This is a genomic window from Paenibacillus antarcticus (assembly GCF_001637225.1).
GTDB lineage: Bacteria > Bacillota > Bacilli > Paenibacillales > Paenibacillaceae > Paenibacillus_AQ > Paenibacillus_AQ antarcticus.
In genome coordinates this window covers 1-21,605 of sequence record NZ_LVJI01000027.1, presented here as the reverse complement: position 1 = coordinate 21,605, position 21,605 = coordinate 1, and the positions used below count along the sequence as shown (strand labels likewise).

Below are 21,605 nucleotides of genomic sequence, written 5' to 3'. Positions count from 1 at the left end.
CAAGAAGGAGTGATTTGTATATCTCCCATTAATTTTGGCAGGCGTTATATACGACTTAATGGTATTTGGAAGCTGCGCATCGATGTGAGAAGTATTGTGGTTACGGCCATTCTCCTTGGAGCGACCCTTGCAATTGCGCTATTTGGATTAATGGTAGGTACGTTGCAATTAAGCGTGAATGATGTGTTGTCTGCTTTGAGCGGTGAAGCGACAAAGATGATAAGAACGGTCGTAGTCGAATGGCGCTTGCCTCGTGTGTTGGCGGCAATCATATTCGGTGCGGGATTAGCTGTAAGCGGAGCGATTTTGCAATCCTTGACACGTAATCCATTAGGATCTCCTGACATTATTGGCTTTGCTTCAGGTTCATATACGGGTGCGCTTATCGTAATTCTTGTTTTTAGTTCGACTTCATTCATTGGCATTGCAGCCGGCGCTTTGATCGGAGGAATTACGACCGCGATCCTCATCTATATACTTGCTTTTCGCAAAGGCACACAGGGTTTTCGTCTTATTATCGTCGGCATCGCGGTATCGACAATCTTGAGTAGCTTGAATTCGGTGCTACTTATGAGAAGTAAATCAGAGGTTGCCTTTACCGCAGCGGCGTGGGGTGTTGGTTCTTTAAACGGAATTAGTTGGGCCCAAGCAGTCCCTGGAATGATAACTGTTGTCGTTCTACTGATATGCGCTACGGTGATGAGCAGACCTTTAAGAGGGATGGAGTTAGGTGAGGACGCGGCTAAGTCTCATGGCATCCGAATCGAACGATCCCAACTCGTGCTGATTCTTATATCGGTTATGTTGACAGCAGCTCCAACGGCAGTCATGGGGCCTGTTAGTTTTGTTGCTCTTGCAGCTCCCCAAATCGCTTTAAGGTTAAACAAATCATCGCAGAGTCTTGCGCCAATAGCGGCGATGGGTGCTTTCTTATTACTCGGGGCTGACATCGTGGCGCAGAGAGTCATTTCAGGAATGATTCTTCCCGTTGGCGTAGTAACGCTATCTCTAGGTGGAATTTATCTCGTGTGGGTGCTGTTTCGGCAGGCGCGGTCGGCATTGTAACTAGAAATAAGAAGCCGAACTACATATCTCGTTGAGGTCTCGTATATTGCGATATGCTGATGGAAAGAAGTTGAAATGGAATATGAAGATAACAGCGTCAAGCGAAGTTATTGTCCAATCGGAATCTCGGCTTTGGACTGAAGATGTCACCATTAAATACGATGATCGGGTCATATCCCAAAACCTGTCCGTTAAGATACCCGACGGATCGTTTACGGTGATCGTTGGACCAAATGCATGCGGAAAATCAACCCTTCTCCGTACGCTTTCCAAACTGATTAAACCGTCCGCAGGGCAAGTTGTATTAGACGGGAAAGGAATCACGACCTATAAGTCAAAGGAAGTCGCTCGCAGCCTTGGCTTGCTGCCGCAATCTTCAACAGCTCCGGACGGCATTACAGTGGCGAATCTGGTAGCGCATGGTCGCTACCCTTACCAGAACTTTATTAAACAATGGACAGAAGAAGACGAAGCGGCAGTGATGTCTGCAATGCAGCTTACGCATACGAGCGAGCTTTCGCATCGTTTTGTCGACGAGCTTTCGGGAGGGCAAAGACAAAGAGTCTGGGTCGCAATGGTGCTCGCGCAACAAACACCGTTGTTGCTACTAGATGAGCCTACCACGTACCTGGATATCGCTCATCAAATCGAGCTGCTGGAGTTATTTACAGATCTTAATCAACAAGGGCGTACAATCATTGCGGTATTGCATGATTTAAATCATTCCGCAAGATATGCCAATCACATAATTGCCATGAAAAACGGTCAAATTATTGCGCAGGGAGCCCCTCGCGAGGTTGTTACGGAGCAACTGGTAGAAGAAGTGTTCGGATTAAAGTGCAAAATAATAGATGATCCGATCTCGCACACGCCTCTTGTTATTCCGGTGGGCAGGGAGCGATAAATTTAATTCAGCCGAAGCAGCTGTTGCAAAGGCCGAAGTAAATTTATCGCTCGGATAGGGCAACATGATATAAAAGATAGGAGACTAGCCATATTGGTTAGCTTCCTATCTTTTTGTCTTTAGACCAACTTGACAGAGGTTCATATCTTGATTGGTTGAGAAACGCATGGAATTGACAGCCGCAATACGGTACCTGTGGATGACGTTTGAAGCAATTCGATTGTTCCACCATTAGCTTGGGCAAGTAACCGGCAGATGGATAACCCTAGACCGAGTCCTTGTTTTTTCTTGCGGTGACTGTTCCCCCTGTAGTAGCGTTCGAAAATATATGGAACTTCATCGGGAGCAATCCCTTTGCCATTGTCAGAAATATCGATAGTGATCTTCGATTCAGTCAATCTCGCAGTAATCTTGATGATGTCAGCGGCAGCTGCGGCGCTGTTGCTTAGCAAGTTGAGAAAAATTTGCTTCAAATGTGATTGATCACAGATGCATACCAAATCGGAAGGAAGCACCTCAAGTTCCACTTGAACAGGTGTAGATGTTTGGATGGTATTGAACTGCTGAATGATCTCCCTCAGTAAAGGCTCAAGCAAGACCTGAGACTTTTTAGGGTAAATTACACCTGACTCCATTGAAGAAAAATTAAGCAAGTCGTTCACCATCACATGCATCCGCTTCGCTTCATTTAACCCTATATTTATGAACTCGTTCGCTTTGTTGCCTGTAACTACGCCTTCCTGAATGGCTTGGAGCATACCGCGGATTGAGGTGATCGGCGTACGCAACTCATGTGAGACTCCTGCGAGCAGATCGGTACGCATACGTTCAAGTTGGTTTAGACGTTCAGTCATTTCGTGAAAAGCTTGAATAAGTTCGCTAATCTCACTTTCCTTGACGAGGCTCGGATCAGGCAAATACGGCTGATAATTACCTGATGAAAGTTGTTTCGCTGCACTAGCCAGTTGAATGAGTGGCCTTGTGAGAGACCGGGATAATACGAAAACGACAGCCCATCCGCATAAGGAAATAAGCCCAAATGCAACCACAATGAGTCCGTAAATTTGTGGCAAACGCCCCTCGTTATATTGGGCGCTCATATAGAGTGTTCCTGAAATTTGGTTGTGTTTATAGAAGGGCACACCAACTCGTAGCCACTTCCCTGAGCGTGTATCGACCTTCTCACGAATTTTCTGACCTGAAAGGACTTCGTTTTGTTTGGGCGGGGAGTTGAGGTAAACGCCTTCCTCCGCATATGAATTGCTGAAAAAATAAATCATCTCACCTGAAACGTTAAATAATTGAAATTGATAACCATCCGGAATCGAAGGGACGAATTCTGAGGGGATCGAAGGGAGGGATTCCTGCAATGGGATATTTTCTGTGGGGGCTAGTGGCATTTTTTCTGAAGAATGTGCAGGTGTCACCATGGTGCCTAATTGCAGGAAATCGTCCATTTTGCTAAATGAATCGCTCATCATTGCAGATCTCGCCTCAAGTAGCTGAAACTGCTGTTCCACATTACTCATTCGAATCCAGTACATGCCAAATAAACCTATACCCATAAGCATAACGAGTAGAATCATCACATAGCGCCATGTCCAATATCGCACCAAGGAAACAGAGGTAGCTTGCTGCTTAGCTTCTACATTGTTGTGTATGGACTTGCCCGGATGCTTAGTAAACACGGATACTGTACCCCATTCCTCTAATCGTTTCGATTTCACCCTCGATTGCTGGCCAATATTGGAGACTCTTACGTAGCCGTTTAATGGAGGTGTCGACTGAACGATCTCCACCTTCGAAGTCGATTCCCCACACTTGATTAAGTAACTGATCGCGTTCAAAGCATTGATGGGGATGCTCCGCTAGAAATGTAAGCAGTTGATAGTCCCGGGGAAGCAAAGAGATCTGCTCAGCTCCGACTGTAACGCTCCGAGTGCTCGCGTCAATAACCAAACTACCGAGTCGTATAATATTCGAATCTATCATATAGACTGAGCGGCGAAGTACTGCTTGAATACGTGCCATGACTTCTTGGGGATCAAATGGCTTGGCAATATAGTCGTCCGCCCCTTGGTCAAATCCTTGAAGACGCTCTGGTACAGCGCCGCGTGCCGTAAGAATGATGACGGGGCAGCTTCCTAGTTGCCTGATTTGATGCAAAATGTCAATTCCATTCTGATCATTCGGAAGCATAAGATCTAACAATACGAGATCGGGTTTCCAATTGAGAAACTGCTCCATCACATCGATTTCACCCTCACCCGAATTCCACATGACTTCATAATTCTCTTTTTCCAAATATGCTTGAAGTAAGGTTGCGATCGGCAGCTCATCTTCAACTAATAATACTCGCTTCAAGGAAATAACCATCCTTCCATAATGATGTTTCACAGTATTAGTCTTACCAATATCTATTCTATTGAACAACAGAGCTGTCCCAAAAGCTCTCCGGACTAGAAGTTTACTTTAGTGACAGCCCTAGCTGGGCTCTATATGTTATTTATTGATTTTTTCTGATTGTGTGGATGCTGTTGTTGTTGCAGCCTTCGTAAGCTTTCCTTCTTTTTCAAGCTTAGCGATCAGTTCATCTACCGTAATGCCTTGTTCTTTTGCCATTACTTCTAAGTTGACAGCTTCACTAGATGGTGTGGATAGTGTGGATGCTGTTGTTGTTGCAGCTTTCGTAAGCTTTCCTTCTTTTTCAAGCTTAGCGATTAGTTGATCTACCGTGATACCTTGTTCTTTTGCCATTTCATCTAGGCTGACAGCTTCACTAGATTGTGTGGATTGTGTGGAGTCTGTTGTTGTTGCAGCTTTCGTAAGCTTTCCTTCTTTTGTAAGCTTAGCGATCAGTTTATCAACGGTGATGCCTTGTTCTTTTGCCATTTCTTCTAAGTTGACAGCTTCACTGGATGGTGTGGAGTCTGTTGGCTTTACACCTTTCAAGAGCTTTCCTTCTTCTTTAAGCTTAGCGGTCATTTTATCAACTGTGATACCTTGTTCTTTTGCCATTTTTTCTATGCTGACAGCTTCACTGGATTTACCAATTTCGAAGTCACTGGATGCATATACAGATGTTCCGATAGCAGATATAGCTAGTACAAGTGAAGCGATTGTTAGTGATTTTTTCATTTTAAATTCCTCCTAGAGTGTTTTATATTCTTCATAATGGTGTTCAGTTGCTACACACTTAATATATCAGTTGATTGTGTCGGGAATATGGCGGCATTTAAGAATTCCGGTTTAATTTGTCACTATTGTGCATTATCTCGCTTGCAATCGTTACTTTCTCAAAGCTACTGCAGGCTCTGTATGAATTAACTTGTGGCTGGCTATTACGCTAATCACAATAACAACAACGCCTGTAGAAAGTATTGACAGTAAGATTTGTGATAGGGTAATGACCATTGATATACTGAAGACCATACTTATTAAATAAGCACAGCCAACGAGAACAGCATTAAAGATAGCCGACATGGCCGATAGAAGCAGATTTTCGCTGACTATCATTTTTTGTATGCTTCCTTTATTAAATCCTAAAGCCGACAGCAGTCCTAATTCCTTGTATCTCGAATTTTGAAGTTTGATCAGAAGTACTGTACTGATAAACAAACCAATTGCTAAAATTAAAATAGAAACGATAAAGAACAAGTGGTTAAGACTGTTGAATGTACTTTGCAAAGCTCCTACTTCTTTGGCGGAATCTTTACTGTCAATTTTTTTGTTAGTAAGCATCTGACTTACTGAAACAATATCTTCAAAGTCTTTTACATCGTAACTAATGGAATGGGGTTTTTGACCATCCACATTTTTATAAAATTCCTGTTCAATATCGGAACTTACAAAGAAATCATCGTAGCCTGCATTATAAATGCCGCTTATCGTAAGCGTGTATTCTTTCTCACCGTATTGTAAGGTGAGTTCTTTACCAAGCAAATTACTAATATCATTTTCAAACTTTTTAGCAAGACTCGGACTAAGGGCCATTTCATTTTGACCTGCTTTTGGCATAGTACCGTATGACATATTTTCAGTAGCCTTTGGCATTGGGTATTTTTCTGTCAACATTTCTTTTTTATCGCCCAACCTTAAAGTGACATCCGTTATTTTGTATTGATAATAAACATTTTCGATACGCTCATCGGAATTCAATATTTTCAAAACTGTTCCATCATCTTGGCCTTGGATATAGCCGTTGTTAAAGGCGGTATTTTTTTCCTTGAAATCCGAAATGGAATTTTCCATAATATTTCCGGAAGATAAAGACAACATAAATGCAAGGATACCAATGGAAATTGCCAGACTGACAGCAATATATCGTGTGAGATGAACATTGAAGTTCTTAAGCCCTAGCTTGAATGCAGATACTTTGATATCCATATTTAAGCTAAGTTTATGATCACCAGTAATATCTGTTTGAGTGTCGATATCTTTTGAAATCATTTTTCCGTTCTCAATATGAATGACGTCATCTGCAAAGTTACAAATATTTTGATCGTGAGTAATCACAATAACCAAACGGTCTTTTGAAATCTCTTTTAACAATTCCATAATTTCATTTGAGTTGCTACGGTCTAATGCCCCTGTCGGCTCATCTGCTAAGACAATACGAGGATTGCTAATTAACGCTCTTGCAATAGCAGCTCTTTGCTTTTGACCGCCCGAGAGGTTTTCGATTTTCTCATCAGCCTTTTGTGATAATCCCAGTTTATTTAACAGTTCTAGGGCATTTCTTCTATTTACCTCTTCACTTGAAGGATTTAGCTCACAAGAAAGCAAGATGTTCTCAAGTACGGTATATCCGCTTAAAAGATGGTAGTTTTGAAAGATAAATCCGATATTATTTCTACGATACGCACATAGTTCATCGGCGTTTAGCTTGCTTATCGAAGTACCTCCAACCGTAATGTCGCCACTGTACTGGCTGTCAAAGCCTGCAATCATATTAAGCAGCGTGCTTTTCCCAGAGCCCGATGCACCTAGAAGGCAAATAAGTCCCTTGCTTGGAAAGGTAAAGCTCGTATCATCAAGAATAACTGAATTATCATATCTTTTTATAAGGTTATTTATCTCAATCATTATCGGTCACCCGTCTTCAAAGCTTTGGTTGTATTCGTCTTTATGATAGCAATAGCTGTTGTAAAGTAAGCCACTATGGCTAATAAAGCAATCAACAGAACTCCCGTAAGCAACATCTTTGTAGTAAGAATATTTACGCCGAACAAGCCTTTGGTGGCTAAATCAATAAGGGGTGAGGTAACAAGCATCAACAGGATCGCTGTAATGGTTTGTGTTATCATCTCCGTCAAGTTAAGCAGGCTCAAATGAGCATTGTGAAAGCCGCTGACTTTATAAATGGCAAATTCTCTTTTTCTCATAAAACCTGTGATAAGGAAAATAGCAATAACCATAACGATAGATAGAATTCCTATGAGTACACTTGCAGTACCTGACTGTTCGGTTGTTTGCTTATTTAATCTAACAATATCTTCAACAAGTTCAAATCTGCCAAGAGGAACAATACCGTTTTCGTTAAGCTCATCTTTAATGGAAATCATATCAGCAGGCGTCTTTGCTCGAATAAGAAAATCCATTGGTTTATTTTTAATTTCTGCTTGTCCTCTCAAATCGTCAAGTGCGGATTTGCTGAAGAAGAAGGAGTCATCAACGGAATACTCTATCACTTTGCCTTCAACTTCATCATAGGCAGTAGTATCTGCAACGCCTACAATGGTAGCGGTTAGGGATACGTCTTTTAAAACAGGCTCACCAGTGTCCCAATTGTAAACAGAGCCGTTAAAATCAATTTCTTTGCCTATTAATTGCTCATTTGATATTCCCAATGTTTTAACAAAACTTTCTGGGACAACAATCTCGTTGTTTTTACCTGTCGGCATGTTTCCTGCTACAAGCTTATTGATTGTCGGAACACTGCCTGTTTTTTGTATTTGATATTCTTTGCCGCTAACCGTTACTTTTATATCATCAACCGCTTGTGAAAAAGCAGTAAAGTCAACACGCTCATCGCCTACATATTTATCATATAAGCCACCAATATCCTGTGTGACATCAGCGCTAGGCTTTTCTTCCGTATTACCTTCTGTTCCTTTCGCACTCGTAAAACTGCCAACTACCGTAATATCTTTAAGTCCTTCGCCATAAGTATCAATCAGCTTGTCAAACTCACCTTGACTGCTGCCCCCAATTGCCCCACTTACAGTTGTAAGACATAATATTCCTGCAACCATTAGAGCTAGGGTTGATACTGAAAATCGCCCGAATTTTCTTCTAACATTCGATTTGGTGAGTGCAAAAGCATTTTTGATAGATAAGCGATGACTTTTATCGTACTTAAGATTTTCTGTTGTAGTTACAATTTCTTGTGGTGTTGCAATTAATTCTCCCTTATCCAAGTGTATAATTTTAGATTGATTATCAATCAAATTGGTATCATGGGTGACAACGATAACTGTCCTTTTTTTAGAAATATCTCTCAGAATATCCATTGTTGTTTTTGCGGTTTTTTCATCTAAGGCACTTGTTGGCTCGTCTGCAATAATAACCTGTGGATTTTTCATAAGCTCTCTTGCGATAGCAACACGCTGTTTTTGACCACCAGAAAGATATTTCACTTTTTGATGTGCAAGGTCAAATATTTTGAGGTCTGTTAAAAGCGTAGCAGCGTACTTTTGATTTTGATTATTTTTTAAATACTGTGGCAACAACACATTCTCTAAGACCGATAAATCTTCGAGCAAATTAAAATCCTGCCAAATAAATCCGAAAATATTGTTGTAATAATAGCCTTTTTCATTGGAGGTTAATTCTTTAATGCTCTTACCGCAATAGTAAGCCTCGCCATCAAAATCTTGTTCCATACCGCTGATGATTTTCAAAAGAGTCGTTTTACCGCTACCCGAAGCTCCGATTATAAAATTCAATCCTTTTCCCATTTTAAAGGAAATATCATTCAAAGCGAATTCGCCGTTATACTGTTTTGATACATTTTTAATTTCAAACATTTGTTTACTCCTATCCACTATAATAGTTTTTCTTTTTTTTTAATTGCGCTTTGTAGAACTTTTTTATACCTCCTAAACTTGTGTCACCATTGTATAATAAACGATGTTAAATCCCTGTTAAGTCGGTACACTATCTGTTAATTCATTAAATTCTTTTATAGCAGTTTCAATAACAAATCGTTTAAAATAAACCCATCTTAATCCTTACTAAAAAAAAATCTTTCAAAAAGTATACCTTTTGAAAGATGATGGCATTCTGTTAAATTATGTTCTAATCAAGTAAAGCTAAAAAATTTCATCATAATATATTTAAGATAATATTTAACCTCACTCTATAATACAATATTCTAAATCCTTATCTAGTGGACACTGAAACAATGACACCATCTGTAACCTCTACTATATATAATCCGTGACGAGTAATATTTTTGCCTTTTAGTTTGTCATCCAGATTAAGAGTAAGTGCATCATCATCATTTTCAGGTATCTTTCCAGCTTCTGATACCTGTCCAACACCATCTTTGACTTGTTTGTCTTTATCTACAAAACGATATAAGACATTAAAACGTACACGATCTTCATAAGGATAAACGACTTCAATTTCATAACGTCCATCATCAAGTTTCCCAAGTTCTCTGTTTAAAGCCTGTTCTTCTTTAGACAAGTCACTGTCATCTACTCTATCATCAAGATCTTCTCCGTACCAATCTTCCTCATTATTGTTTTGACTATTTTTATCGTCTTCCTTTAAATCTTTATTTTTCTGATCACGGTCTTTATCGTTCTCTTCTTTTTGAAAGTTTTTAGTCTGCCCAGATTCCTTTTTATCATTTACCTCTGTTGGTTTATCTGAACACCCAACTAACATACTAGCCATCAATCCTATTAGTACTAACGATATCATCCTTTTTTTCATATTACATTTCCACCTTCATTAAATATTTGTTAAATTCTAAATGAAATATCAAAGCGAATTCACTGTTATACTGTTTTGATACATTCTTAATTTCAAACATTTGTTTACTCCTATCGACTATAATAGTTTTTCTTTTTTTTAATTGCGCTTTGTAGAACTTTTTTTATACCTCCTAAACTTGTGTCACCATTGTAGAACAAACGATGTTAAATTCCTGTTAAAGGATTTTCTTTTGTTGTGAATCAAATACTTAACATAGATTTAACCTATACTTAGGTACATTAGTAAAAGAGGTGATTTGCGTATGAGGATACTTATTGTTGAGGACGAGCTTGATTTGCAAGAAGCGATTGCAGATGGGCTTCGAATAGATGGTTATGCAGTGGATACCTGTGACAACGGTGAAGCTGCTTACGAGCTTTTATATGAAGTGAACTACGACTTAGTTGTACTTGACTTAAACCTCCCGAAAATGGATGGGCTTGAGGTTTTAGCAAAGATACGAGATGAAAAGCCGGATTTAAAGGTACTTATTCTCAGTGCAAGAAGTAGTGTTAATGACAAAGTGAAAGGTTTAAACATAGGTGCAAATGATTATTTGGAGAAGCCATTTGATTTCGCCGAGTTGGAAGCAAGAATACGAAATTTGTTAAGGCGAAAGTTTGTGCAAGAAAGTAGTATGCTTTCCTGCGGTGCAATTAAGGTGGATTTGTCAAAGCGTATGGCAGTTCTTAATGAAGATGAAATCTCACTTACAAAAAAAGAATTTGCATTGCTTGAATATTTTTTGCTTAACAAAGATAGAGTGGTTAGCCAAGAAGAACTGATTGAACATGTTTGGGATCAGAATGCGGACAGCTTTAGCGGTGCTATTCGGGTTCATATTTCAACTCTCCGAAAGAAGCTAAAGGACGTTTTGAACTATGACCCCATAGGAACGAAAATCGGCGAAGGGTACTTGTTATCAGAAAAGTATGGTGATGTTAATGCTTAAAAAAATGCCAATTCGATTGCGGATTACGGTTATGATTGTTGGTCTTTTGACTGTTTGTTGTGTAGGTCTTACCTTAATACTTAATTTATCTGCTGAAACAATGGCTACAAGGATTGATGCAACTTTGACACTCCCGGCAAAAGAGATCGGCGAAAATGGATGGGTTGATGAAAGCTCTCAATTACCGTCAAGGAACATGACCCCGATCGTTCCATCTGATGATTCTCAAACAGCAAGAAAGGATTTTAGAACTGATAGCATTATGTATATGCTTTTCGTTATAGTAGGCGGGGGATTCTTAACCTACTATATTTCCGGCAAGGCATTGAAACCTCTTGATACGCTAAATGGCCAAGTGAAAAACATAAATGTGCATAATCTATCTGAAACATTATCTGTGCCACCTACAATGGATGAAATTGCTGAGCTTACTGTAACATTTAATGAAATGACGGATAAGTTGAATAATGCTTTTATGATGCAAGGAAGATTTTCCGCAAGTGCCGCCCACGAGCTTAGAACACCCCTTGCTGTGTTGCAAACAAAGGTTGATGTATTTAAGAAGAAAAAAGATCATACAAACGAGGAATATGATGCTCTTATTTCCGTTATTGAAAAGCAAACAAGCCGCTTGAGAGGACTCATCGGTAACCTGTTAGATATGACGAATATGAACGATAACGAAGAGCAGAGCAGCATCTGTGTGAAAATTATTTTTGAGGATATTATATCCGATCTTTCTCACATAGCTAAAGATAAAAATGTTACGCTGTACTTAGATTCTGATAATAGCGTTGTTAATGGAAATATCGACTTATTGTATCGTGTTTTTTACAACCTTGTGGAAAACGGAATTAAGTACAATGTTGATGGCGGTAGGGTTGATGTTATTGTAAACAGAATAAGTAAAGAACAGGTTTCAATCAAAATTAAAGATACAGGCATCGGTATTGCCGAAAACAACAAAAAGAATATATTTGAGCCCTTTTATCGTGTCGACAATTCACGTTCCCGTCAAATGGGTGGCGCAGGCTTAGGTCTTTCAATTGTTGACAGTATTATCAAAAAGCATAACGGCACAATTACTGTTACCGATAATGAAAATGGCGGAACTTGCTTTCATGTAATCTTAAAAAATAACTATGATTCACCGTAAAATCGTGGGCCTTTGTCCCCAAAAAAGAGGGTACCCTAAAAATTGGTCGATAGAGTGATACGAACTCTCCGCTATACGGGGTAAGAAACCCTTCCTCTTGCCTTCAAAGATTAGTTACTATTAGGAAATGACAACCGCAAAAAGGTGCCTGTCGATACCGTTTGAAGCAACTCGATTGATCCGCCATTTGCCAAAGGTGCATAGCAGCCCCTACCTTGGCCTTGATTTCATTGAATTAATGCCGGTTTATGATATATTCAAGTCAAGACGGCTTTATCCCTAAGGACAAACCATCAAAAAGGAGTGCGAATAATGAATCTAGAATCGGTTATGCAAGAGCTTGAAGCTCTCGGCAAGGAACGCACTAAGAAAATATACCAATCCAATGGCGCACATGAACCGCTTTTTGGCGTGGCTACAGGCGAGATGAAGCCCATCTTCAAGAAAATAAAACACAATCAACCATTGGCCGAACAGCTTTATGCCACAGGAAATTACGACGCAATGTACTTTGCGGGGGTGATAGCCGATCCCAAAGCAATGTCTGAGGCGGATTTTGAACGGTGGATTGATGGAGCTTATTTTTATATGCTATCGGATTTTGTGGTAGCAGTTACCTTGGCAGAAACAGATATAGCGCAAGAAGTTTCCGATAAATGGATTGCAAGCGATATGGAGCTAAAAATGTCGGCGGGTTGGAACTGTTACTGCTGGCTGCTAGGCAATCGTCCGGACAGCGAATTTTCCGAAGGGAAGATCGCTGATATGTTGGAACTTATAAAAAATACTATTCATGATGCTCCCGATCGCACGAAATATGCGATGAACAATTTCATATATACTGTGGCGGCATCCTATCTACCGCTTCATGATAAGGCAGTCGAAATCGCGGAGGAGGTAGGTCCGGTAGAAGTCAATCTGAGTAATGCCAAAAGCAAGCTCTTGAATGCTTCAGTTAATATAGAGAAGGTAGTAGAAAAAGGGAGACTCGGCTTCAAACGCAAACATGTAAGGTGTTAGAATTTTTTGTTGGGGGAAGGTTCGGAGTATATTGTTGGAAAGACGAACGACTGAATGTTGGCACATATCGCATAATTAAAAGTCCCCGACCTGTCATAGGTTAGGGACTTTTAATTATGGTTCAACTATTGTAAATTTACATGGGCTCTGGTAGACATATCAAAATCAACATCCTCAATAAATTCGATGATTTCCCCATTAGGACTGTGAATAATAGCGTTCTTTATTACAAGAGGCGGTTCTCCAAGAGAAAGGTGATCCGGTTCTATAAAGGCCCTTGCGCCATGAGCAATAGCTTTTTGATAGATTTCATCTACATTATCCACATAGAATGCGAGATGTAATAACGCACCGTGAGCTATATCGTCTTCAGACAATGCTTTCTTCCCTTGAGCGGGGATGACGGCATCGTTATCGAAAATCTCAATGCAGGTTCTTTGATCAGGTGAAATCAGCATGGAAGCTTCTTTAATTTGAAAAGACGGTAGACTCCAATGATGTCCTAACTTAAACCCTAAAACGTCAATATAAAATGTAATCGTTGCTTTATAATCTCTGGCTTGGATAGCTACATGTGAGAGGCCTTTTACACTCATCTATCATCACTCCCTGATATAATATATATTTATTATAGTTGGGTTAATACATGAGTTACATGCAAAATATAAGTCTTTTATAGTAATGTGATTGTTAAATATAAGGTATTTTAGATGAATAGGTTTATTTTGCCCAAATGAGTCAGGGGGTTATTGATATGGAGCAAATGATGGATAATATTGATAAAAAGATCATGGCATTACTTCAGTACAATGCACGAATGTCCATTTCTCAAATCAGTAAAGAGGTTTCAATGTCTCAACCATCCGTTAAAGAAAGAATGATCAAGTTAGAAGAGAAAAACATCATTTCTGGGTATAATACTGTTTTCAATTTAAGGGATTTGAATCGAGGCACGACCACTTTTATTCTATTAAAAACAGAACATTGCCAAGATCTCACTAATTTTTGTGAAAAGGCTATGGAAGTAACTGATTTATTTCGGATTAGTGGAGAATATAACTATCTCATTAAGGTACAAACCGCATCGATTGAGGAACTTGCTGAATTTCAAGATTCCCTTATCAAGTTCGGACCTTCAAAGTCTCATATCAGTTTGAAAAATATATTGGAAAACAGGGTCTTGCTCTAAATGGATGCAAACTATTTTTATGAGAAATGTTGACTTAGATCCTGCTAAAAATAATAACGGCTTAAGATAAGCCCTTAAAATTTGAAAATCATTTTACTTATAGTATAATTTAGTGACATCTAAGAACCTAAAGGAGAGATTTGAATGGAACGTTTAGCAGGTAAAGTAGCTATTATCACAGGTGGCGCACGTGGTATGGGAGAATCTCATGTCCGCAAATTTGTAAGTGAAGGTGCAAAAGTTGTTTTTACTGATTTGAATGAAGAGGGCGGACAAGCCTTAGCAGCAGAATTAGGGGAAAATGTGAAGTTTGTGAAACAAGATGTAACAAAGGCAGCTGACTGGGATACGGTTGTGGCAGAAACAGAAAATACATTTGGTCCTGTCAACATCCTAGTGAACAATGCAGGCATTAGCATGAGCAAATCCATATTTGACATGACAGAAGCAGATTATCGGAAAATAGTGGACATCAACCAAGTTTCTGTTTTCCTTGGAATAAAGGCAACTGCTTCTTCTATGAAAAAGACAGGAAATGGCTCTATCGTAAATATCTCATCAATGAATGGGTTAGTCGGTGGAGCAATTGGTTATACGGATACGAAATTCGCTGTTCGTGGAATGACCAAAGCAGCAGCTCTTCAATTAGCACCGATGGGTATCCGAGTAAACTCAGTGCATCCAGGTGTTATTGAAACACCAATGGTTACACAAGGTGATGCAGTTGATACGATCAAGGAATTTGCTAAACATATTCCACTTAAAAGACTAGCTCAATCTGAAGAAGTATCAAATCTTGTGCTGTTCCTTGCATCTGATGAATCAAGTTATTCAACAGGTTCTGAATTTGTCATCGACGGTGGATTAACAGCAATGTAATCTTTGATAATGAGTTCGGTCTTGTACCAAGCTCATTACTATAATAAATCTTCTTGTTACTTAAGGGGCATCCAATAGGGTGTCCCTTTGATGTTTCGTGTTATGGTGCTATTTTCACGAAAATAGGTAAGACTAGTAAGGTTTTCAACACGATTGTCAGGCGCAGGATACAATACTCAAGTAGACATATGGAAACAAGATGGATATAGCAGCTCTAAATAAAAAAACGGGACTTCTAAAATACAGTATCAATTATTTCGAATAATTGATATTGTATTTTTAGTACATAATGTGTATATCATTCACAAGAAGACTTAAGATTAAATAACGTCACTTGCGAATAACTAGGAGGAACAATGAGACCAGTATCCACGGACAAAGAAACGCTTTGGCAGTTAATAAAAAAAGGAAATAAATCTTCTGCGATTGCTATGACAGGTAATGCAGTGTTGGCTGGAATTAAGACGGTTGCTGCATCATTAAGCGGAAATGGAACCATGTTTGCATCGGCTATGCATTCACTTGCAGATGCGATTAACCAAGGCTTTGTGTTTGTTGGAAGTGTACTCTCGGAGAAAAAAGCTACACGACGTTTCCCAACAGGTTTTGGGCGTGTCATCAACATTTTCTGTATGATTGCAGTCCTCGTCGTTACCGTTATGGCATACGAAACGATCCTCGAAGGGATACATTTAATCCAGCATCCGGAGCAGAGCGGAGGATACTTCTGGTTAAGTGTGACTGTACTTGTAATTAACGTTGTGGTTGATGGGGCTATTTTGTATAAAGCGATGAAAGAAATTCTTCATGAAGCTCGAGTAGAGGTACACGGTATGGGGATTGTGGTAGGTGCATTTAAAAATGTGAGTCGTTCAGCACCCCCTACGAGACTGGTTTTCTATGAGGATCTTGTAGCTGTAACAGGAGCACTTCTTGCACTTATAACCATCGTTGTCACTTCGTTTGTGGCTTCGCCCTATTTGGATGGAGTAACTACAATTCTCATTGGTATACTCATGGTTGGCGTTGCTTTTAAAGTGGGTTACGACAATATGGTGGGTCTGATTGGAGTAGCAGCACCACAAGAAATAGAAACAAGAATTTCGAATATTATACTTCAAGCACCACATGTGAAAGATATTTATTCTTTACGGATTATGCAAGAAGGGCGTTACTACCATGTAGATGGCCTGATAGAGCTTGAAAAAGGGTTAACCCTGGCTGATGCTGATGATATTAAATTTGATATTCGAAATCTTGTATTACAAGATCCGGATATCGTAGATGTTACGTTCGGAATTATAGAGGATGATGATCAGCAGACTTGGACTGTTAGCGACAAATAGCATTTTAACGATACTATGAATGAGTTGTAAACAAATATAATACTATTTAATTGTGGTGGTGCAGGGAGACATTTCCTATATCACCATTTTTTGTTTGCTCATTATTCAGGTTGTAAGAAGTAGTTGAAACTCACCATTAGAAGGGAGGTTCAGCTCTATTGCTATGAACATCATAAAGGGTGAAACTGGGTTGTGTCGAATAGGTAGTGTAATAATCGATTCGCATAAGTATCTAGGTGAAACATTATTTTATGGTGGGGGGAAGCCGTTATGCAGAGTAAAAAGAGACTCATGATCTCAATTTCATTTGGTCTAACCCAAAAATATGGTGCTGTTGGTGAGTACGTGAAGATTCCTGATAATATAAATAGGTTTAATTCCCCTATGTCATCATCACCCGTAGAGTATCAAACGATGAAATGAAACAGAAATTAGAACTATACATCTCATATGTTTCTCAAGTTGTAGATACACTGGATCTTGAGAATAAAATTAAGGGTAAAAGTTTAATAGAACAGTACAAAACATTAGACGAAGTTAGTGATTTAATTGAGACATTTAATTTGGAGAAATAAAAATAATTTATCAAATACGGGCACTGTTTGTTTTCCGAAGATACATTTTTACACCGTACATGAACATCGGGAGCATTGAGAAGTAAGTTTTTTAACAAAGTCTGCTGAATTAGCAGGCTTTTTTATGAGTTGGTGATTGTATATAAAACATAGGAGAATACATGTCTTGGAGTAAATTGAAGCAACAACTGGAGAGTTTCTCTGCCCTGCGTTAAATGGAAGGGTAGAATATCGTGCAACCAACTATCGTTATTTACCTGATAAACCAGGGCTTTGTTATATATTGCTGTAGATAAAAAGAACGTGCTCAATATGGCGGGTGTGAAATTGTGAAAATAGGCTGGGTTATAAATGGGTTAATTATGTAATTACTTGAAAGTTGACTATATTCTTAGACATAGCATTGTTTAAAAGATATTAATATTTAAATAAACGGTGGCATAAAGTAGCCGATGTCAACAGAGATGGCGAGGTCGCCATCAAAGATCTTGCAATCGTAGCAACGAAGATTCTTTCGGAAGAATAATACTCATATCCTATAGCGTAATATGGAGCATAATGTGCTACCTAGAGGGCATTAGTTATTACTACGACGCCGGTCAAATGAGGATCATGGATTGTTTAAATTAGATATCATTGCTATTGAAAAAGTATTAGCTCGCGCTTACTGTTAGAGAAGATGGTGCAGCAAGATTCACAGAAAGGAGATTGACTCACACTGGGCTTACCAATCGATTGCTGTATTAGCGGGACATGGAGTAATTAGTGGGTATACTGATGGTACATTCCGCCCAAAGGAAAAGTTACTTGAGCTGAAGCAGTTGTGATGATCTTGAACTTATTGCAGCTAGAAAGCAGAAATTCATACATTATTGCAACCAGAATTAACGGATATAATAACAAAATAATCAACGAAAAGCCGTTTAGAAGTTAGTTATTAACTTCTACACGGCTTTTCTACTTGGGCCAGAATTGTCAAATTGGAAACCAAAAAGCCTACGTTCCCGTAGACTAGTCATGTGGAGTGTCTAATATTGATAGTGCTGAAAGAATAGATGAGATGTGACAGTATTGCTCATAGGAAGTATTGAAAAATATGAAGCTATCCATCGCCCGAAAGCATTACAAGCTTGCTCTTGAGCATTGTCGAGCAAGCACGACTCGGGAGCGACGGCAAGAAATTATCAAAGAAATTAAGAGCTTACGATCAATTATGGACCTGATGCGTTAGCTCGTGGAATTAATGCCTAACATCATCCTGAACGTCATAAGATATCAGCAGGAAAAGAAGCAATTACACTCTCTAGGGATTGCATTCGAAATAGACGTGATTTTTCCGTTGAAACAACCTTAGCGGGTGGCAACGTTATTCGCCTTATGAGAGATGCAAGGCAGAATGATTTTGAAGTCACTATGTTTTATGTTGGGCTTGGTGATTATCGTCTTAACATCGAACGGGTAGCGGTTCGTGTTCAAAATGGAGGGCACCATATAGCTTGCAAAAACATTATAAGGAGACATAAGACATCCATTAAGAACTTACTTTCTCATTTAGATCTTATTAATTACTTCATTGTAATCGATAATAGTGACTCTTCTGGTGAGATTATGTAAATGGATGATTAATAACGGAATAATCCAAAAAGTATCTTCATTAACTAAATAAATCAATCATTGTATTTACTATAATACAGGTAAGAACAACGCTTCACAACGATGAGTCGTCATACTTGAAATTCAATAATTTCACAAATAAGTTGAGGCGTGAATATGAAGAAGGGCATTAACATCTGGTTGTTCCCGGAAGGAAGGCCGATGCTGGAATGCGCGAAGCTGGCCAAAAAAGGGCTTCGACGGTATTGAACTCTCCCTGAACGAATCGGGAGAATTGAGGTTGGAAACGTCAGCTACACTCGGATCGGATGCGATATTAGTCATTCCGTGAGCTCTTCAGATAACGGATATTATAACGAGCTGGTGTATTTTCTGAATGCTGTTCAGAATGAACAGCCGATCGAAGTATGCACGCCGGAGAGTACTGCCGAGACCCTTGCTGTGGTTCAGGCAGAGAGCAAATCTGCAACTCAGGAAGGCACTGGATTACGATAGAATAAGATCAGATTAACCCTTTGAGGGTGAACAAGGGAAGGTATGATTCATTATGAAAAAGTATGGAGTGGTATTGATCGGTTGCGGCTATATGGGAACCCTCCATTTGGACGCCATTGTACGCGAAGAGCGGGTCCGATTGGTCGGTGTTGTGGATTGGAATAAGGAGAAGGCTGCACAAGTTGCCCATAAATACGGGGCTAAATGCTGGAGCAACGATTATCGCATCCTCATTGAGCGAAGCGATGTGGATTTCGTTATAATCGCCACGTATCCGTCCTCCCATCTGGAAATCGCCAAAGCAAGCATTGCCGCCGGCAAGCATGTCTTATGCGAGAAGCCTATCGCCAAGAGCGCCAAGGAGACGCTGGAGTTCGTGAAGATGGCTAGGGAGTCCAAGCCGAAAGTACTGATTGGCCACATCCTTCGACACAATAGCACCTACCAGGCGGTCATGAAGATGATTCATGACGGAGCTGTTGGATCCCCGATGGTCATGCGTTTCACCCAGTTGAAGCAGTCCAAGGATTGGGCGGCTCATCTTTCCCTCTTGAAGGATGTATCACCGATTGTGGACTGCGGGGTTCACTATATCGATGTGATGCGCTGGGCCACCGGGGCGGACGTTCTAAGCGTTAATGGCATCGGGCAGCGGCTGGACGAGGATGTTCCGCCTTACACGTACAATTACGGGCTTATTACTCTCCGACTGTCAGACGGTTCTGTCGGCTCTTTCGAAACGGGATGGGGCAGTGGTATGCCCTCCGACAACCGGAAGGAGTTTATTGGTCCAGCTGGACGGATCCGAATCATCTATAAATGCGACCGACCCCACGAAGTGCAGCATTTGGGGAACATGATTGAATATGAAGACTACAGAAAGGGAACCGTTCGGCATATGAATATAGATTTCTCTGAGAAGCCGACGGGCGCCCAGTTGAACTATTTCCTGTCTATGATCGAGAACAATCTTTCATCCTGGCCCCTTTTGGACGAAGCTTACCGCGCGATGGAGATTGCTCTTATGGCGGACCAAGCCATTCTAGATGGGATGACAATAAGCTGCACATAAGGAAAAGGGCCCACGAGCAGATGCTGCCATGCTCAATAATGGGCTCTTTTCTGTTCAAAATTTTTACAAAAAGAGGGATATAGACATGCTGTATGCGTTTTTGGAAAAAACGTTTGTGGGACGACATTAACCATCTGTTAGGACTGCCGGAGACGGCGCTGTAAGTTTACAGGGATGAAACGGGAACGAATCAATACCGATCACGGTCTACAGACCAGGGCAATCACGTTCCATGAAATGCTGCAGCGTGGGGGGATGTCTGACTCCCACCCAGTGCCGAATGAATTCATCACAGTTCGATTGTACGCACGGTACAATCTGAGTTTTATTACCTAAAGATCACAAAACCGATACAATAAAAAGGTCGATTATGGTCAGTTATCACCATGGTTGACCTTTTTTGTTATCTTCGTTTTCTTGCGTTTTTTTCAAATCTATCTCAACTGTAGCTATCCTCCTTCCTACTCCATAGCACTAAATATTACTTCTTTGTTGTCGACTAATCTTAGTTCAACAAGAATAAATAGGCCCTTTTTACTTTCCTAAGATACATATTTCCCCCGTACATGCACAGATAGGCACACGCCTACATAGAATAAAATGACCGTTAACGCAGTAGGTTGTTGTATTCAGTAGGAGGTGTCATCTTTGTCTGGACTGATCAGTATGATCGCTTTATTTATCAAGGAACTCACGCTTCTGGTATCTTACGTCAAGAACAATGCATTTCCCCAACCGCTATCCGAGAAAGATGAGAGCAAGTACTTAAAGTTGATGGCCGAAGGAGACGGCTACGCGCGAAATATGCTTATAGAACATAACCTGCGACTCGTGGCGCACATCGTCAAGACATTGTGAACACGAACCGACGTCAGGAAGAGGCACGGATTGTTTGTAGTGGGAGGTTCGTGAGGTGAGGGTGGGACAAGCTGATTGGAGCAGAACCCAAGTATAAGTGGGGATAAGAAGTGAAAACTCAAGGTATGTTTGGAGAATTAGATATTAATGAAAGTTACAATATAAAAGTAAATATCTAATAAATACATAAAATGAATCTGAAGATTTATTTTATGAAAAAACCATTTGTTAATAATTGAAGTGTTTTTGATGAATTCTTTCGACGAAAAATTAATTAAGGATAGGATGTTTAAGAGGGCGAGAAGCCTTGTGAGAATGCAACTTTCGGGATAAGGGAAGGATGGCATGATTAGTGGTATTAATCTTTTGAATGGAGAAAAACGGTAGGCTATTAATCCGGATATGTAAATTTTCAACGTATGTGAGATGTAAACAATGCTCTATGCATAGCAAGGACAAGAACAACTCCTGGGAAATGATATGCTCCCCTTATA

The 21,605-nt window shown here is 39.9% G+C and carries 22 protein-coding genes and 3 pseudogenes; 17 read left to right on the top strand and 8 right to left on the bottom strand.

The window, feature by feature from the left end; genetic code table 11:
- The first annotated feature begins 84 nt into the window (after positions 1-84).
- Entirely contained in the window at positions 85-1,065 is a 981-nt protein-coding gene (locus tag PBAT_RS17815; protein ID WP_246168283.1) for a FecCD family ABC transporter permease, read from the top strand.
- An 82-nt stretch (positions 1,066-1,147) separates the two neighbouring features.
- Positions 1,148-1,969: an ABC transporter ATP-binding protein gene (locus tag PBAT_RS17810; protein ID WP_068651562.1), complete on the top strand. Its 822-nt coding sequence runs from the start codon at positions 1,148-1,150 to the stop codon at positions 1,967-1,969.
- A gap of 140 nt (positions 1,970-2,109) precedes the next feature.
- On the opposite strand, the gene PBAT_RS17805 is transcribed toward PBAT_RS17810, so the two are convergent.
- From PBAT_RS17805 to PBAT_RS17780, 7 genes and pseudogenes are all read right to left on the bottom strand, one after another.
- Complete coding sequence (locus PBAT_RS17805) at positions 2,110-3,696, bottom strand: HAMP domain-containing sensor histidine kinase (RefSeq protein WP_248912437.1); 1,587 nt, start codon at positions 3,694-3,696, stop codon at positions 2,110-2,112.
- Positions 3,647-4,333 carry a response regulator transcription factor gene (locus PBAT_RS17800; protein ID WP_068651452.1) on the bottom strand — a complete coding sequence of 229 codons (687 nt, stop codon included), beginning with the start codon at positions 4,331-4,333 and terminating at the stop codon, positions 3,647-3,649. Before PBAT_RS17800 ends, PBAT_RS17805 begins: the two co-directional genes overlap by 50 nt.
- Positions 4,334-4,471: 138 nt before the next feature.
- Entirely contained in the window at positions 4,472-5,107 is a 636-nt protein-coding gene (locus PBAT_RS17795; RefSeq protein WP_068651450.1) for a hypothetical protein, read from the bottom strand.
- Positions 5,108-5,257: 150 nt separating this feature from the next.
- Complete coding sequence (locus PBAT_RS17790) at positions 5,258-7,054, bottom strand: ABC transporter ATP-binding protein/permease (RefSeq protein ID WP_068651448.1); 1,797 nt, start codon at positions 7,052-7,054, stop codon at positions 5,258-5,260.
- Positions 7,054-8,997, bottom strand: a complete 1,944-nt coding sequence (locus tag PBAT_RS17785) for an ABC transporter ATP-binding protein/permease (RefSeq protein WP_068651446.1) — start codon at positions 8,995-8,997, stop codon at positions 7,054-7,056. The genes PBAT_RS17790 and PBAT_RS17785 overlap by 1 nt, the downstream gene beginning before the upstream one ends.
- A gap of 117 nt (positions 8,998-9,114) precedes the next feature.
- Positions 9,115-9,189: pseudogene (locus tag PBAT_RS26495) on the bottom strand (hypothetical protein); the annotation flags it as partial.
- A gap of 163 nt (positions 9,190-9,352) precedes the next feature.
- Positions 9,353-9,913: a hypothetical protein gene (locus PBAT_RS17780; RefSeq protein WP_068651444.1), complete on the bottom strand. Its 561-nt coding sequence runs from the start codon at positions 9,911-9,913 to the stop codon at positions 9,353-9,355.
- A gap of 304 nt (positions 9,914-10,217) precedes the next feature.
- Between PBAT_RS17780 and PBAT_RS17775 the strand changes: the two genes are divergently transcribed.
- From PBAT_RS17775 to PBAT_RS17765, 3 genes are all read left to right on the top strand, one after another.
- Positions 10,218-10,907: a response regulator transcription factor gene (locus PBAT_RS17775; RefSeq protein ID WP_068651442.1), complete on the top strand. Its 690-nt coding sequence runs from the start codon at positions 10,218-10,220 to the stop codon at positions 10,905-10,907.
- A complete protein-coding gene (locus tag PBAT_RS17770) occupies positions 10,900-12,063 on the top strand; it encodes a sensor histidine kinase (protein WP_068651440.1) in 1,164 nt (387 codons plus the stop codon). The genes PBAT_RS17775 and PBAT_RS17770 overlap by 8 nt, the downstream gene beginning before the upstream one ends.
- A gap of 312 nt (positions 12,064-12,375) precedes the next feature.
- Positions 12,376-13,083 carry a DNA alkylation repair protein gene (locus tag PBAT_RS17765; RefSeq protein ID WP_068651438.1) on the top strand — a complete coding sequence of 236 codons (708 nt, stop codon included), beginning with the start codon at positions 12,376-12,378 and terminating at the stop codon, positions 13,081-13,083.
- Positions 13,084-13,208: 125 nt separating this feature from the next.
- On the opposite strand, the gene PBAT_RS17760 is transcribed toward PBAT_RS17765, so the two are convergent.
- Positions 13,209-13,679, bottom strand: coding sequence for a VOC family protein (locus PBAT_RS17760; protein ID WP_068651436.1), 471 nt, complete (start codon positions 13,677-13,679; stop codon positions 13,209-13,211).
- A 158-nt stretch (positions 13,680-13,837) separates the two neighbouring features.
- On the opposite strand from PBAT_RS17760, the gene PBAT_RS17755 reads away from it, so the two are divergent.
- From PBAT_RS17755 to PBAT_RS17730, 12 genes and pseudogenes are all read left to right on the top strand, one after another.
- Entirely contained in the window at positions 13,838-14,272 is a 435-nt protein-coding gene (locus PBAT_RS17755; protein ID WP_068651434.1) for an Lrp/AsnC family transcriptional regulator, read from the top strand.
- A gap of 144 nt (positions 14,273-14,416) precedes the next feature.
- Positions 14,417-15,151: a glucose 1-dehydrogenase gene (locus tag PBAT_RS17750; protein ID WP_068651432.1), complete on the top strand. Its 735-nt coding sequence runs from the start codon at positions 14,417-14,419 to the stop codon at positions 15,149-15,151.
- Positions 15,152-15,507: 356 nt separating this feature from the next.
- On the top strand, positions 15,508-16,497 hold the full coding sequence (locus PBAT_RS17745) for a cation diffusion facilitator family transporter (RefSeq protein ID WP_068651430.1): 990 nt from the start codon (positions 15,508-15,510) through the stop codon (positions 16,495-16,497).
- Positions 16,498-16,767: 270 nt separating this feature from the next.
- Positions 16,768-16,920, top strand: coding sequence for a hypothetical protein (locus PBAT_RS25320; protein ID WP_157091327.1), 153 nt, complete (start codon positions 16,768-16,770; stop codon positions 16,918-16,920).
- Between the two features lie 313 nt (positions 16,921-17,233).
- A pseudogene (locus tag PBAT_RS26410) lies at positions 17,234-17,390 on the top strand (SF0329 family protein); the annotation flags it as partial.
- 374 nt (positions 17,391-17,764) lie between these two features.
- A complete protein-coding gene (locus PBAT_RS26405) occupies positions 17,765-17,899 on the top strand; it encodes an S-layer homology domain-containing protein (protein WP_084403216.1) in 135 nt (44 codons plus the stop codon).
- Between the two features lie 269 nt (positions 17,900-18,168).
- Positions 18,169-18,303 (top strand): hypothetical protein, encoded by a 135-nt coding sequence (locus PBAT_RS26250; protein ID WP_276326590.1) that lies wholly within the window; start codon positions 18,169-18,171, stop codon positions 18,301-18,303.
- A gap of 146 nt (positions 18,304-18,449) precedes the next feature.
- Positions 18,450-18,686, top strand: coding sequence for a hypothetical protein (locus tag PBAT_RS26010; RefSeq protein WP_068651428.1), 237 nt, complete (start codon positions 18,450-18,452; stop codon positions 18,684-18,686).
- Between the two features lie 327 nt (positions 18,687-19,013).
- A complete protein-coding gene (locus PBAT_RS25310; RefSeq protein WP_157091326.1) occupies positions 19,014-19,181 on the top strand; it encodes a hypothetical protein in 168 nt (55 codons plus the stop codon).
- Between the two features lie 52 nt (positions 19,182-19,233).
- Positions 19,234-20,253: a Gfo/Idh/MocA family protein gene (locus PBAT_RS17735; RefSeq protein ID WP_068651426.1), complete on the top strand. Its 1,020-nt coding sequence runs from the start codon at positions 19,234-19,236 to the stop codon at positions 20,251-20,253.
- Positions 20,254-20,427: 174 nt separating this feature from the next.
- Positions 20,428-20,589 (top strand): hypothetical protein, encoded by a 162-nt coding sequence (locus PBAT_RS25645; RefSeq protein WP_169810132.1) that lies wholly within the window; start codon positions 20,428-20,430, stop codon positions 20,587-20,589.
- Positions 20,590-20,901: 312 nt separating this feature from the next.
- A pseudogene (locus PBAT_RS17730) lies at positions 20,902-21,102 on the top strand (RNA polymerase subunit sigma-70); the annotation flags it as partial.
- Positions 21,103-21,605 lie beyond the last annotated feature (503 nt).

Coding starts and splice junctions, on each gene's coding strand:
- PBAT_RS25645 (WP_169810132.1), top strand. CDS start 20,428: ATGAAACGGGAACGAATCAATACCGATCACGGTCTACAGACCAGGGCA.
- PBAT_RS17750 (WP_068651432.1), top strand. CDS start 14,417: ATGGAACGTTTAGCAGGTAAAGTAGCTATTATCACAGGTGGCGCACGT.
- PBAT_RS17780 (WP_068651444.1), bottom strand. CDS start 9,913: ATGAAAAAAAGGATGATATCGTTAGTACTAATAGGATTGATGGCTAGT.
- PBAT_RS17765 (WP_068651438.1), top strand. CDS start 12,376: ATGAATCTAGAATCGGTTATGCAAGAGCTTGAAGCTCTCGGCAAGGAA.
- PBAT_RS17760 (WP_068651436.1), bottom strand. CDS start 13,679: ATGAGTGTAAAAGGCCTCTCACATGTAGCTATCCAAGCCAGAGATTAT.
- PBAT_RS17775 (WP_068651442.1), top strand. CDS start 10,218: ATGAGGATACTTATTGTTGAGGACGAGCTTGATTTGCAAGAAGCGATT.
- PBAT_RS17795 (WP_068651450.1), bottom strand. CDS start 5,107: ATGAAAAAATCACTAACAATCGCTTCACTTGTACTAGCTATATCTGCT.
- PBAT_RS17735 (WP_068651426.1), top strand. CDS start 19,234: ATGAAAAAGTATGGAGTGGTATTGATCGGTTGCGGCTATATGGGAACC.
- PBAT_RS17755 (WP_068651434.1), top strand. CDS start 13,838: ATGGAGCAAATGATGGATAATATTGATAAAAAGATCATGGCATTACTT.
- PBAT_RS17745 (WP_068651430.1), top strand. CDS start 15,508: ATGAGACCAGTATCCACGGACAAAGAAACGCTTTGGCAGTTAATAAAA.
- PBAT_RS17790 (WP_068651448.1), bottom strand. CDS start 7,054: ATGATTGAGATAAATAACCTTATAAAAAGATATGATAATTCAGTTATT.
- PBAT_RS17785 (WP_068651446.1), bottom strand. CDS start 8,997: ATGTTTGAAATTAAAAATGTATCAAAACAGTATAACGGCGAATTCGCT.
- PBAT_RS17810 (WP_068651562.1), top strand. CDS start 1,148: ATGAAGATAACAGCGTCAAGCGAAGTTATTGTCCAATCGGAATCTCGG.
- PBAT_RS25320 (WP_157091327.1), top strand. CDS start 16,768: ATGCAGAGTAAAAAGAGACTCATGATCTCAATTTCATTTGGTCTAACC.
- PBAT_RS17770 (WP_068651440.1), top strand. CDS start 10,900: ATGCTTAAAAAAATGCCAATTCGATTGCGGATTACGGTTATGATTGTT.
- PBAT_RS26250 (WP_276326590.1), top strand. CDS start 18,169: ATGAAGCTATCCATCGCCCGAAAGCATTACAAGCTTGCTCTTGAGCAT.
- PBAT_RS26010 (WP_068651428.1), top strand. CDS start 18,450: ATGAGAGATGCAAGGCAGAATGATTTTGAAGTCACTATGTTTTATGTT.